Source organism: Streptomyces sp. NPDC059850, from assembly GCF_042731515.1.
GTDB lineage: Bacteria > Actinomycetota > Actinomycetes > Streptomycetales > Streptomycetaceae > Streptomyces.
The window spans coordinates 1-13,282 of the sequence record NZ_JBHWJI010000024.1 but is presented as its reverse complement, the minus strand read 5'-3'; the positions used below and the strand labels follow the sequence as shown (position 1 = coordinate 13,282).

Annotated in this window: 9 protein-coding genes; 3 read left to right on the top strand and 6 right to left on the bottom strand. The window is 76.1% G+C overall.

All coding sequences use genetic code 11. The features are described 5' to 3' along the window. Positions 1–133: 133 nt before the first annotated feature. On the top strand, positions 134–1,501 hold the full coding sequence (locus ACFV9T_RS21120) for a hypothetical protein (RefSeq protein ID WP_385442528.1): 1,368 nt from the start codon (positions 134–136) through the stop codon (positions 1,499–1,501). A gap of 26 nt (positions 1,502–1,527) precedes the next feature. Here the strand turns inward: ACFV9T_RS21120 and ACFV9T_RS21115 are convergent, their stop codons facing one another. The 3 genes from ACFV9T_RS21115 to ACFV9T_RS21105 all read right to left on the bottom strand — a co-directional run bounded on the left by ACFV9T_RS21115 (position 1,528) and on the right by ACFV9T_RS21105 (position 5,152). Further along, the gene (locus ACFV9T_RS21115) at positions 1,528–2,247 is read right to left on the bottom strand and encodes an endonuclease V (protein WP_385442526.1); all 720 of its coding nucleotides are present in this window, start codon (positions 2,245–2,247) and stop codon (positions 1,528–1,530) included. Positions 2,248–2,420: 173 nt separating this feature from the next. Further along, a complete protein-coding gene (locus ACFV9T_RS21110; RefSeq protein WP_385442712.1) occupies positions 2,421–3,479 on the bottom strand; it encodes a WD40/YVTN/BNR-like repeat-containing protein in 1,059 nt (352 codons plus the stop codon). A 134-nt stretch (positions 3,480–3,613) separates the two neighbouring features. Beyond that, a complete protein-coding gene (locus tag ACFV9T_RS21105; RefSeq protein ID WP_385442525.1) occupies positions 3,614–5,152 on the bottom strand; it encodes a sigma factor in 1,539 nt (512 codons plus the stop codon). A 241-nt stretch (positions 5,153–5,393) separates the two neighbouring features. Here ACFV9T_RS21105 and ACFV9T_RS21100 point away from each other — a divergent pair, with 241 nt between their 5' ends. Further along, positions 5,394–5,810 carry an SsgA family sporulation/cell division regulator gene (locus ACFV9T_RS21100; protein ID WP_385442522.1) on the top strand — a complete coding sequence of 139 codons (417 nt, stop codon included), beginning with the start codon at positions 5,394–5,396 and terminating at the stop codon, positions 5,808–5,810. Between the two features lie 18 nt (positions 5,811–5,828). On the opposite strand, the gene ACFV9T_RS21095 is transcribed toward ACFV9T_RS21100, so the two are convergent. Together ACFV9T_RS21095 and ACFV9T_RS21090 are read right to left on the bottom strand one after the other, a co-directional pair. Further along, on the bottom strand, positions 5,829–6,512 hold the full coding sequence (locus tag ACFV9T_RS21095; protein ID WP_385442520.1) for a GPP34 family phosphoprotein: 684 nt from the start codon (positions 6,510–6,512) through the stop codon (positions 5,829–5,831). Between the two features lie 89 nt (positions 6,513–6,601). Beyond that, positions 6,602–7,243, bottom strand: a complete 642-nt coding sequence (locus ACFV9T_RS21090) for a hypothetical protein (RefSeq protein WP_385442517.1) — start codon at positions 7,241–7,243, stop codon at positions 6,602–6,604. Between the two features lie 205 nt (positions 7,244–7,448). Between ACFV9T_RS21090 and ACFV9T_RS21085 the strand changes: the two genes are divergently transcribed. Then, positions 7,449–8,792 (top strand): helix-turn-helix domain-containing protein, encoded by a 1,344-nt coding sequence (locus ACFV9T_RS21085; protein WP_385442515.1) that lies wholly within the window; start codon positions 7,449–7,451, stop codon positions 8,790–8,792. Positions 8,793–8,795: 3 nt separating this feature from the next. On the opposite strand, the gene ACFV9T_RS21080 is transcribed toward ACFV9T_RS21085, so the two are convergent. Further along, on the bottom strand, positions 8,796–12,224 hold the full coding sequence (locus ACFV9T_RS21080) for a hypothetical protein (protein ID WP_385442514.1): 3,429 nt from the start codon (positions 12,222–12,224) through the stop codon (positions 8,796–8,798). Positions 12,225–13,282 lie beyond the last annotated feature (1,058 nt).

Here is a 13,282-nt window from a genome sequence, read left to right as displayed (position 1 = left end):
TGATTCCTACCTTTCATGTCGTTCCATCCCTCATGCCCGGGAGTGGGCACGCGAACAGTCAACTCAGGCCGTGGCGCCAGCGGTACGGTGTCGGGCAGGGCAAGCGGTATATCGGGTATACGGGCAGGTACTCATGGCCAAGCGCACGCCGAATCACCAGCTGCGAAACCTCATCGCCGAGTCCAGGCTGACGTACCAGTCCCTGGCCAAGGAGGTACGCGCCGTGGCCGCCGAGTGCGGGGCGGCGTTACGGACCAACAAGTCCACCATCGAGCACTGGATCAGCGGCGTCGTCCCCGCAGGCGATACCGGCCTCTACCTCACCGTGGCCCTCTCCCGCCAGCTCGGGCGCCTGCTGACCCTTCATGATCTGGGCCTCGCACCGCGCGAAGAGGACGACGACAATCTCGGCCTGTCCCTCGGCGAAGATCCACTGGACGCCCTGCTACCGATGTGGAGCCACGAATTGGACCGGCGCCGTTTCCTCGCCACATCTGCCTACTCGGTCGCCGCCGCTGGCTTGCCGCTGTCGTACGTCCGGGAAATCGCCGACCGCACCGCCACCGCCCGCACCGGCCGGACCATCGGGATGGCGGAGGTCGAAGCTGTCCGCGACATGGTGCGGCTCTTCTCCGAAATGGATGAGCGCCACGGTGGGCAGCACGGACGCAGCGCCCTGGTGCAATATCTGCGCGATGACGTCGCCCCCCTGTGCCGCGGTCGCTTCCATAGCGACAAGGTCCGCCAGCACATGCTCTCCGCCGCCAGCCGAGGCGTGCACCTGATCGGCTGGAAGTCCTACGACGCAGGTCAACAGGGTCTGGCCCAGCGCTATTACCTGCAGTCCTACGCACTCGCCGTCGAGTCCGGCATTCCCGGGCACGATGGGTTCGTGATGCGCACGATGGCCATGCAAGGGCTCAAGCTGCACCGGCCCGAGCACTGCCAGGGCCTGGCCGAGACCGGGCTGAACCGCGCCAAGGGCAAGGTCGACGTGCAGACCGAAGGCCTCTTCCGCGTCGTGCACGCCCACACTCTGGCCAAGTCCCGGCGGCGGCAAGCGGCTGTTGCCGAGGCCGAGCGGGCGCGCACTCTTCTGGCCGCCGACTGCGGAGATGAGGTGCCGTTCTGGGCTCTCGCCTGGGGTCCGCCCGCCGCGTCGGCCTACTCGCGCAACGCGAAGGTCTACGAGACGCTGGGGGACCGTAAAGCCTCGGCGGAGCAGTACGCGCGCGCGGCCGCGTCACGCCCCGCGAGCTATGCACGGATCGTTGCCCTCGACCTGGCGGCGAGCGCCGAGATGCAGCTCAAGGACGGCGGCATCGAGCAAGCGTGTGCCACGTGGAGTCGGGCCATGGACCACATGAACGGGGTGCGGTCCGTGCGGACCCGTAAGGCGGTGACCCGCATGCGCGGGGATCTCGCCCGCTTCCGCGCCCGCGGCGTGCGCTGCGCGGCCGAGCTGGATGAGCGAGCCGTCGACTTTCTGCGGCTCCGGTGATCACGTGTCGTGCCGGGAACGGGACGTCAGCGGGCCTCCGCCAGGGCGCGGCGGCACAGGGCGTCGGCTCGGCGGGTGGTTTCGGGTTGGCGGTAGGCGGGGGTCAGGTGGAGGGTGTGGGCGCAGGCCTCGTCGAGGGTCACCCGGTGGCCGACGGAGACGAACACCGGCTTCACGCCGTCCCGGGTGCGCAGGGCCCGGCCGACCTCCTCGTCGCCGTCGAGCAGCGGCGTCCAGTCGCCGCGGTGCGGGCCGGGCGGGTCGTGGCGGAAGGTGAACGGGTTCTTGGCGACGCCGATGGTCGGCAGGCCGGTGAGCACGCCCAGGTGGCTGGCCAGTCCGAAGCGGCGGGGGTGGGCGATGCCGTAGCCGTCGCAGACGACGACGCCGGGGCGGTGGCCGAGGCGGTCGAGGGCGCCGAGCGCGTCCAGGACGGCCGGGATCTCGCGGAACGCCAGCAGGCCGGGTACGTACGGGAAGGTGACCCGGCCGACCGCCGTGGCCTCCCCGGCGACGGCGAGGGTACGGGGGTCCAGCGCGACGGCGGCCGCCGCGACGACGCCCCGCTCGTCGTCGTACGCCACGTCCACCCCGACGACCGCCCCGGGCCCGCCGCCCGGGGCGGGTAGGACACCGGCCTCCGCGCGGACCGATCCCCGCAGCCGCTCCTGCACGGCGGTCGCCTCGGCCTCGGTCGTGGGCCAGTCGGGCGGGAGTTCATAGCGGGGGTCGGTGGCGCTCGTCATGATCGGTCACGTTACCGGTTGCCTCCCTCGCGCCCCGGAGACCACCCGGACCGCCCGCCGCGCGCCCCGGCGGCCAGGCAGTAGGTGCGCCCGGCGGCCGGGCGCCGAAGCCGTTGTTCAACGGCTTCGCTCCGGATCCTCGCGGCGCGCGGCGGCGGTCGGGGGGCTCGCCGCTACCGGGTCCGCTCCAGGCGGGCGATACGGCCCTGCTCGCCCGACGCCCAGCAGCCGCCGTCCGGGGCGCAGTCGACCGTGTCGTACGAACCGGGGTCGACGGTGCGCCAGGTGCGGCCGCCGTCCGCCGTCACGTCGGTACCGGTCGGGCCGACCGCGAGGGCGGCGTGGCGCGCGTACGGGAGCCAGGCGGCGCCGGAGCGGTAGGCGGGCGGGGGCTGGGCGGCCGGGGTCCAGGCGGCGCCGCCGTCCTCGGTGACGGCGGCCGCGCGCGGGGACGGCTGGTCGGCGCGGTAGTCGCCGCCGACGGCGAGGCCGTGGCGGGCGTCGCGGAAGGCGAGGGCGAAGACGCCACGGGCCGGGTCACCGGCGGGGATCGGCGCCTCGGCGGCGGTCCAGGTGCGGCCTCGGTCAGCGGTGTGGAAGACGCGGGCGGTGGCGGCGGCTCCGGTGGCGAACCACGCGTCCCGGCGCCCGGCACTCACCAGGCACTGCCCGCTCGCGGCGAACGCGGACTCGCCGGGCTGCGCGGCGGGCATCCCGCCGGAGGGCTGGACGCGCCAGGTGCGGCCGCCGTCAGCGGTGGCGAGGATGCGGTACGTGCCGTCCACGGGGTCGCTGAGCGCGAGCCCGTGGCGGGCGTCGAAGAAGGTCAGGCAGTCGTAGAAGGCGCGCGGATCGGGGTTACGGAACGTCTCGCTCCAGGTGGCGCCGCCATCGTCCGTACGGAAGACCCGGGACGCCTCACCCTCGCCGATGGCCAGCACCACCGCGCGCCGCGCGCCGAACGCCTCGATGTCGCGGAACTCCAGCCCCTCCGCGCCGGGCGGAGACACGTTCCGCCAGGTGCGGCCGCCGTCGCGGGTGCGCAGCACCGTGCCCTTCGTCCCCGCGACCCAGGCGGTCTGGCGCCCCACGGCGGCCAGTCCCCGGAAGCGGGCGTCGGTGCCGGTGTCCTTCAGCTGCCAGGAGGCGCCTATGCGATCCGCGCCACCGGCTTGCGCGGGTGCCGCGAGGGCGGCGGCGAGCGCCGCCCCGCAGAGCCCGGCGGCCGCCATACGTCTCATCATGCCCATGATCCCCATGCCCCTCATGGGGCGGGAAGCTAGCCCATGGGCGATGCCCCGTCCAGCACTCGGCGGCGCCCGCGAGACATCGCGAGCGCCGCCGAAGAGCCGTCAGCCGTGCCGGGTTACTTGTTGACGCAGAGCCGGACCAGGAGCGACACGCACTTCTGCGAGTCGTCGGTCGGCGCCGACGTCGGGGTGTCGGGCTGGCTCGGCGTGTCCTGCGGGTCCGCCGTACCGCCGCTGTCGCCGCTGTCGCCATTACCGCCGTCGTCGGAGCCGCCACCGGAGCCACCGTCGTCCGTCGGGTCCTGCGAGGGCGACGAGGGCTCGGAGGTGGGCTCGGACGTCGGAGTCGACCCGGTTTCCGTCGGATCAGGCGACTTGGTGGGCTTCGACGGAGCCGTGGGCTTTTCCGACGGTTCCGAAGACGACGGGTCCGAGGGAGCGGACGACGGCTCGGTGGACCGCGAGGGCGACACCGCGCTCGACGGTACGTCCGAGGGCCCGGTGCCCGTGGCCGGACGGCTCCGGGACGCCTCGCCCTCGCGCTTGCCGTCCGCGTGCGGCTTGTCCGGCGTCCGCGACGCGGCCTCGGTGGCGTCCGCACCGGAGGAACCGGACGTACCCGAAGAATCAGGCGCGTCGGAGGACTTGTGGCTCGGCGCCGACGCCACCGCGGCGGGCTGTCCCGCCTCCGCCGCGCCGCCGTTGGTGAGGGCGAGGCCCGTCATGATCGCCGCACCCGCGACGAACAGCACCCCGGCCCCGGCCACCGCGACCGCCACCGGCCCGGCCTCGCGCACCTGCCCGTGCATCAGGTGGCCCATCGAGCGCCGACCCGAGACGAGCGGACCGTTCGCCGGAGCCGCGTGCGCGCCGCCGATCGGCACGGTCGCCGGGCCGCCCACCCCAGCGGCTCCGGCGCCCGCCGCGGCGGTGCCTGTCGTGGCCAGTCCGGCCGCGGCGGCCAGCGGCCGCAGATACGGCGCGGTGCCCCGGTCGTACAGCGCCAGCAGCGCCGGGCCGGTCAGCGCGGCCAGTCGGCCATCGGCAGCCACCAGCCGCTCCATCCGGGACCGGCAGTCCCGGCAGCCGTCGATGTGCACCGCGATCCGCTCGGCCTGATGCGGATCGTCCGCGCCCTGCACATGGCCGGGCAGTCCGTCCCAGTGGCCACCGCAGGCGGCGCTGGCCGGAGTGCCGGGCTGCGCGCGCAGGAACTCGTGGCGCAGGCTCTCCCGGGCCCGTTCCACGAGCGCGGCCGCGGCCTCGGTGGTCGTACGCGTACGACGGGCCGCCTCTTCCGGCGGCAGGTCTTCCGCCTCGGCGAGCCAGAGCGCCTTGACCCAGCGCTGCGGCAGCTCGCCGAGGACACGTATCAGCGGTTCGAGCAGCGAGGCCTGCTGCGGCGGGCCCCAGTTCACGGAGGCCACGGCGAGCCCCCGGACGGCGCCCGTGAGTTCGCCCGGCAGGGCGTCGGCCTCGATGGACTCCCCCGCGCGCAGCCGCCGCCAGACGCGGAAGTGGGCCTCGGCGACGAGGTCTCCCGCCATCCAGGGGTTGCCGGTGAGGGTGCGGGCGTACCCGACAAGTCGTGGATATTCGGATTCGTAAAGCCGGGTGTACGCGGCCGCGTCCAGCGCCGCGGGACGTTCGGTCATGGTGGAACAACCCCTGGGGTGGGTGCCTCGGGAGGGCGGAGTGCGGCGGAAGTTTTGTAACAGCTCCGCACGTCACCCGAGACCGTGCATGGATTTGGCAAGCCTAAATGCCGTATGTCCCCCCGAAAAACCAGTCGTGACGCACGTCACGCCCCGCGCGGGTGCACTGGCCACTTCACCCGTACGTCTTATGGACGTAGAGACGGCGAAGGCTCGCACCGATCGCAAGGGAGCAGGCGTTGTGACCACTGTCATCGACCAAGCAGTCCAGGCCCACCTCATCGCGTCGACCCCGGAAGCACGCGCCATCCCGGCGTGCCTGCGCTACGAGCGGGACGATCCGTTCGCCGTCCGCGTTTCCTTCCCGCCCACCGCGTCCCTCGACGGCTCCGCCGTGGAGTGGACATTTGGGCGCGAACTGCTCGCGGCCGGGCTGCGCGGGCCCGCGGGCAGCGGTGACGTCCAGATGTGGCCGTGTGGAACGGAGCGCACCGTACTGGAGTTCCACGCGCCCGAGGGGATGGCGATGGTGCAGTTCGACACCGCGGACCTGCGGCGGTTCCTGGACCGCTCGTACGCGGTGGTGCCGGAGGGGTCCGAGGGCGGGGAGCTGGATCTGGACGACGGGCTGGCGTCGCTGCTCAGAGACGCGGCCTGAGCGTCATTCGGTTTCGGGTCAGCTGGTGGTCGTGGTCGCGGCGGCGGTCGCCACCGACAGCGCCGTGGCGACCGCGGCGGCGAGCGCCGCCCGCACCTGGTCGGCCACGCCCTCCAGCGCGGCCCCCGGCGCGCCGCTGCGCGCCTCCAGCTCCGCGATGCGCCTCCGGTGCGCGGTGAGGTCCTTGTGGGTGACGACGGTCGTCAGCCCGCCCGCGGCGGCGAGCGCGATGAGCGCCGCGTCCCGCTCGGACACCTCGGCCACGGGCCGTTCCCCGGCCAGGACGCCCACCGCCTCGTCCCGCATCTCCGCGACCAGCTGCGGCCGTTCCAGCGCGTACTCCCTGACCGGGAACAGGCCGAGCACCCGCCGTGTGCTCACGCGCAGGTACCCGGCCGCCCGCAGCTGATCCCGTACGGCCCGCTCGGTCACCTGTGGATGGTGGCCCACCCACGTCCCCCAGCGCCGCGGCCGCGACTCATCGATCAGCTCCAGCAGCCCGTCCAGCGCCGGGTCGCCCGTCCGCGCGTCCGGCAGCGGCTTGGGCCAGCCGTCCGCGTCGACGAGCAACTCGCGCTGCGCCAGTTCGGTGAGCGCCCCGGCCTGGACGAGATAGCCCAGGTGGGTGACGGGCTTGCCGGTGCCGGGGTCGAAGGCGAGCAGATAGAGCGTGGCTGCGAGGGAGAGCGAACCGTTCGGCACGGGATCCTCCGGGCATGATCCGGTCGGGCGGGTGCCCCGACCCTAGGGCGTGTGCCCTCCCGGGCGACGGCGACGCGCACCCTCGGGTGCTACGGGTGGTACAGCTTCACGACCGCCGTGGTGGTCGTCCGCCGGAACGCGTCGACCGGGGCGTGCTCGTAGTTCCCCATCTCGCCCCACTCGACGACGGTGACGGTCCGCCCGTCGCGCCCCACCCCGTAGAGGTGGATCCCCGGCTCCGAGTCCGGGTACGAGGTGTGGACGCCGTACACATGGGCGCCGTCCTCGGCCGGGAGCGTGCCGTAGTCCCGCCAGGACGCCGTGCCCTCGGGGTAGTCGCGCTCCCAGTCGGCGGCGCAGGCGCGCACCTTCTTCTCGGCGGCCGCGGCGAGCTTGCGGGCGGCGTCCACGGTGGCGGCCTTGACGACGACCTGGCTCGCGCTCGTGTCGTACTCGGTCCAGAAGGTCCGATGGGTGGCCCCGGCCGAGGGCAGGGTGCCCTCGACGCAGAAGGGGACGTTCTCCGGCAGCCCCGGGGTGACGTCGCTCGCGTACCAGTCCGACGACGGGTGCGGCGGCAGCTCCTTCGGTACGAGGTGACCGGGCGTGCCCGGGGCGGCGGTCGCGGTCGCCGTCGCCGTCGCGGTCGCCGTCGCGGACCCGGCCAGGAGGGCGGTCGCGGTCAGGGCGCCGAGGGCGGCGGTGCGGAGTGTGTGTCGAGACATACGCATGGAAAGGTCTCCTCGCTTCGCATTTGGTGGAAGAACCGCCAAACTCACGGCGGCAGCCCAAGACTGCGCGGCACCGCGCCGCCACCGCTACGGGAAGCGTGGCATCCGGGACGCGGGAACGCCCGCACGTACGCTGACTTGGGGGAATGAAGGCGCCCTGGAACGCGCGCGCGGAAAGGGGCAGAGGGAAATGGGGGACGGGCCGGTGGGCAGAGCCGATGGGGGCGGTACGGGCGATGGGGCCGACGAGGTCGAGGAGTTCGCGGGGAGCCTGCGCGCGCTGAAGGAGCGTTCGGGCCGCAGTTACGGGGCCCTGGCCACCCGTCTGAACGTCAGCACGTCCACGCTGCACCGCTACTGCAACGGCGACGCGGTCCCCATGGACTACGCCCCGGTGGAGCGGTTGGCCCGGCTGTGCGGCGCGACCCCGGACGAACTGCTCGCCCTCCACCGCCGCTGGCTCCTGGCCGACGCCCGCCGGGCCGGTGCGGGGGCCGGTGCGGGGGCCGGGGCGGCGAGCGGCGCGGCGGCGGCCGGGCGGGGGCGGTTACGGAGCGTTCCGGATGACGTGCCGTCGGGCGGGGAGGGGCGCGCGGCGTGGCGCCCGGCCTGGCCTACCCGGCCGTGGGCGCTGGTGGCGGGGGCGGCCGCCGTTGTCGTCCTCGCCGTCACGGCCGTGGAGGTGCGGTCGTCATCCGGCGGCGGGGGCGGGGGCGGGCCGAGGAACCACAGCGCCGTCTCGCCCCCGGCCGCGACCGCGACGCCGAAGGCCCCCGCCACGCGCCCGCCCACCGCCGGGCCCACCGCCCGGGGCCGCCTGGAGCGGAAGGAGAGCGGCGAGGGGACGACGCGGTCGGGCGCGCCGCACAGCGGGAAGGGCGGCGGGGCGGCGTCCACGCCCACAGCGGCGTCCCGGCCGCCCCGGAACGCCCGCCTCCCCCTCACCCTCGGCACCCGCTCCCACGTCTGGGAGAACGGCTGCGACCACCGCTACCTCATCGACCGGCCGCCCGCCGACGTCGCACCGCCGCCCACCGAGCAGGACGCCCCGGCCTGGGCCGCCGCCCATGACGCGGTGCACGGCGGCACCACCAACGTCGAGGTGACCGTCCAGGGGCGGGCGGATTCCGCCGTCGTGCTGCAGGCCCTGCACGTACGGGTCGTGGGGCGCCGTACGCCGCTCGCCTGGTCGTCGTACGCCATGGACAACGGCTGCGGCGGCGCCCTCACCCCGCGCGCCTTCTCCGTCGACCTGGACGCCGCGCGCCCCCAGGTGCACCCCACCGACGGCAACGACGAGGGCAAGCCGATCCCCGCCGTCCGCTTCCCGTACCGCGTCTCCGCGTCGGACCCCGAGGTGCTGCTGGTCAACGCCCGTACGGCGGGCTGCGACTGCCGCTGGTACCTGGAGCTGGAGTGGACGAGCGGGGACCGCTCCGGGACGGCGCGGATCGACGACGGCGGCACGCCGTTCCGCACCAGCGGCGTCCCGGGCCGCCCCGCGTACGGGTACGACTACGCCGAGGGGGCCTGGCGCGGGACCAGCTGAGCGCTACTCCCCCGCCGTCGTCAGCCGCAGCGCCGCGTCCCGCACATCCGGGTGCGGATGCTGCCGCAAGCCCCGCACCCGTTCCCGCCAGGGCTCCGCCCACTCCGTACGGGGGCCGCCGACGCCCGTGAGCACGGCGGCGAAGAGCCCGGCGGCGTGTCCGCCGTCCTCCTCCAGCTGCCACGCGGCGCGCAGCAGCCCCTCCCGGCCGCCCGGTCGCGCGGCGGCGGTGAGCCGGTCGCGCAGAACGTCGGCGGTGCGGGCGGCGAGCGCGGGGCGGGAGGCGTGCAGCCGGGCGAGGCGGGCGAGAGCGGCGGTGAGCGCGCTCGGCCGGGCGTCCAGGTCGAGGGCGTGGACGAGGACGTCGGCGGCCTCGGGGACGAACGTCTCGTACCCGGCGAGGAGTTCGGCGGCGCCGAGCGCGTGGCGCCGCATCTCGCGCGGCCGGACCCGCCCGCGCTGGGCGAGTTGGGCGGCCAGGTGGCGGATGCGCTGGCGGGCGGGCCGGTCCCGGTCGGGTTCGGCGTCGGGCATGCCGGTGCGGGCGTCGGCGGTGACGAGGGCGGCGAGCGCCCAGGCGAGCGGGTTGTCCTCGGAGGTGCCGTCGGGAGCGGCGGCCATGAGGGCGAGCAGGGCGTCGGCGGCGGACCGCCAGCTCGCCCGGTTGCCCAGGTCGGTGACGGCCGCGACCAGCAGCGCCGCCGCGTCCGGCGCCCAGGGCGACCAGCGGGCGAGCGCGGCGTGGCCGGAGGCGGCCACTTCGGGGTCCTCGGTGTCGCAGACGACGCGGATGAGCTGGGCGTAGCGCTCGCGGTGGAGTTCGGGGAGGTCGAGCGGGCGGGTGCGGAGCACGGCGTGGCGCAGTTCGCGGCGCCCTCCGGCGGCGGCCGACAGCAGTTCCCAGGCGCGCTTGGTGCCGAGCAGCCGGGCCGCGAAGCGGACGCAGACGGCCTGCACGTCGGGGTGTTGGCCGGGGAGCCCCTGGGCGTCGGCGAGGAGGGTGGCCGCGTCGGGGGCGGGGAGGTGGGTGGCGGCGAGCCGGGCGGCCTCCTTACGGCTGGTGATCTTGGGCGGGACGGACGGTACGGCGGTGGCGACGCCGTCGGGCGCCAGCACGCCGCGTATGAGCCGGTCCAGCCGGGGCGGCGCGACGTACCGGGCGGCCCGGGCCGCCGCGTACACCGCCACCCGCGCGCGGTCGCCGCCCGCGTGGGCGAGCAGCAGGGGCAGCGCGTCCCCGGGGCGGCGGGTGCGGGGCAGGGCGGCGAGCGCGGCCTCGGCGAGCACCACGTCGTCGGTGGCGGCCCACGTCCTGACCAGCGGCGCGCCCTCGTCGAGCGGCGCGGCGCGGGCGATGGCGGAGGCGCGTTCGGGTGGCGGCAGGTCGGTGTCGGCGGCGGCCCTGGCCAGGAGGCGGGCGGCGGCGGCCTGTTGACGGGGCAGCCAGCGGGCGGCGTCGCGGCCGGTGGGCGGCGTCCAGTGGGTGCCGTGGGTGAGGAAGCGCCCGTACGGCGGGGTGTCGCCGAGCGCGACGTCGAGCAGGTCGGTGCGGCGCCGGGTGAGCACCGCGAGGACCGGCGGCAGGACGGCGGCGGAGGGCTCCTGGGCGAGGAGTTCGGCCACCCGGGTGTCCCGTTCGCGGGGTGGCTCCAGCCACAGGGCGATCGCGGTGCGGGCGGTCTCGCCGCGCCCGAACGCGATGGCCTGCCACAGCAGTTCCTGCAGCTCGGGCAGGGTGTGGGCGCGCCGCCCGAGGGAGCGGGCGAGGGCGAACGTCAGCTCGTGGTCGACGCGTTCCGCGCCCGCCTCCAGCCAGGGGCGCAGCGCCTCGAACACGGCGTGTTCCTGGCCGCGCCGCAGCTGGTGGTCGAGGCGGCCGAGGTCGGCGGCGCCGACGCTGCCCGCGAGCCGGGTGACGGTGCGCAGCGCCCAGCCGAGCAGTTCGCGCCGCCCGGTGACGGCGTGTTCGCGCAGCAGCGCGACGGCGAGGCGGCGCAGCGCGCGGCGGGTGGCGGCGGAGGAGTCGCGGGCCTGGATGGCATCGGTGGCGACCCGGTCGAGGGGTTCGGCGGCGTCGTCGGTGAAGAGGTTGGGCGGGGTGGTGGCGAGCGCGCCGAGCGCGGCGTGGCGTACCGGGTCCTGCTCGTTGCGCAGCCGCTCCAGCTGGCGCAGCAGCGCGGTGACGGCGTCCGGGTCGCCGGAGCGGGTCGCGTTGCGGATGAGCAGCGGGTAGGCGGTGGCGCGGTCGTCGGCGGCGGGGCGGCGGGTGGCCGCCAGCAGCTCGTCGCGGGCCTCCTCGACCGGCAGATACGCGACCGCTTCGAGCACCGTGGCCCAGTGCGCGCCGCGCTCGCGCGCCTGCGTGGCCATGCGGCGCGCCTCCTCCTGGCGGCGCGGGCGCGGCAGGGCGTCGAGGACGGCGGGGGCCAGGACGGCGTGGGCGGGGTCGCGGTCGGCGGTGGCGGCGTCGAAGAACGCGGCGCGGCGGGCGGGCGGCAGGGCGGCCAGCAGCCGCGCCAGGGGCTCTGGGTCGTGCGCCAACTCCCGCCCCAACGCGTCGAGTTCGGCCGGGTCGGCCGTCACGAGGCGGCGCAGCACGGCCCGCTGCAGCCCCGGGCCGCGCAGGAGTTGGGTGTGCTCGGGCGTGAGCAGCAGGTCGAGCGTACGGCCGGGATCGGCGGCCACCAGTGTGCCGAGCCGGTGCTGTATCGGCGTGGGCAGCGGGCTGTGGCACCGCCGTTCCAGCAGGTCCAGCACGCGGTGCGGTTCGGCGCGGGCGGCGAGCGCCACGCCGGGCGCGTACCGCTGCCACCATCCGGCGCGCAGCGCCTCGGGCAGCGCGGTCAGCTGCCGTTCGGCCTCGTCGAGGACGGCGGCGGGGTGACGGGTGGTGAGCGGCCGCCAGCTGCCGACCGCGTGGAACACCGCGGGCAGCAGCCGTACGACGGTGTCCGCCCCGCACCCCGGCAACAGCCGCGCCGCCTCGGCGTCGCCCCAGCGCTCCCGCAGCGGCTCCACGAGGCGGTCGGCGAGCGCGGTGCGGTGCTGGGCCACGACGGCCCGGATGAGCTGGCGCCGTACGGCGGCGGGCGCGTCCTCGAACGCCGCCTCCAGCGCCTCGTCCCGGACCCGCGCCCGCAGCGCGTGGCCGCGCACCAGCGGGTCGGGGTCGGTGAGCAGCGTCTCCAGATGCCCGGTCCGCCCGCCGATGGAGGCCGCCGCGGCGGCCAGCCGCCGCTCGTACCCGCCGCGCCCGGCCAGCTCCTCCACCACCCCGGCCAACTGCCCCCGCGCACTGGCCGCCCGCACCCGCAGGGCCAACTCCCGCATGCGCCGCGGATAGGGCAAGGGGTCGAGGGCGGCGAGCAGTTCGTCGGCGAGGACGCGGGGCGCGTCGGGGTCGTACACCATGCCGAGGATTCTCCCCGCCACCTGCACCACTCCCCCACCGGGTGCGCTTCCCCCACCCCGCCCCTTCCCGAAACCGTGGCTCCGCCCCAGCCCCCGCCCGAGTCGGCCCCCGCACACCGGACGTCCGCTAGGCCCCGCAGGCCGGGCCCCGGCAGGGCGACGACTGCGCGTCGGACGCACCGCCGGGGACCGGCCCGGCCGGAAAACCAGCCCGGGCTACCGGAGTCGGCGGCCACGCGCCGGTATCCGACACGCCCCAGAGGCACCGAACGCAAACAGGGCCAGCCCGCAAGGTCGGGCCCAGCGGCGGCAGCCGAGCACCGGGCCATGCGGCGCACCCCGGCAGGACGACAGCTGCGCGCCGGGGACCGGGCCGGGCGAGGCGCCAGCGGCCGTGCCGGACGCCGGGCCATACGGCGCGCCCCGGGGCAGAGGGGAACAGACCGCTCGCCCCGAGGGCCGGGGCGCCCGATAGCCATGCGCCCGGCAGGGCGGCGGCTGCACGTCGGGGACCGGCCCCGGGGTGCGGAGGACCGGACCAGGCGCGGCGTCGGCACCCTCGCGCCGAGCAATCCGGCACACCCGGAGACGACGAACGCAAACAGGGTCGGGCCCAGCGGTGGCAGCCGGGCACCGGGCCGTGCGGCGCACCCCGGGACGGAAGGGACCAGACCGCTCCGCCCGGTGAGCCGAACCGCCGGGGTCGGGGCGCCCGGCAGGGAACGGGTGCGCGCCGGGGACCGGGCCGGGTCGGGCGTGGCTCGGCGGTCGCGCGCCCACGCGTCCGGCACGCCCCGGACGGGTCGGCCGGAAACAGGGCGCGCCGCCGGGCGACCGGAGTCGGCGGCAGGAGTGGGCGGGACGGCGGCGGCGGCCGGGCGCCGGGCCATGCGGTGCGTCCCGGGGCGCCGGGGGAACAGGGCGCTCCGTACCTCGCCCTCTCCGTCCGGAGGGGCGGGCCGCCGAGGTGGGACGCCCCCGCCAGGCAAGGCGGCGGCTGCGTGTCGGGGACCGGCCCGAGCGTAGGGCCGGGCTACCGGAGACGGCGGGCGGCCCGCGGCGCTGGCGGCAGCCGTCAG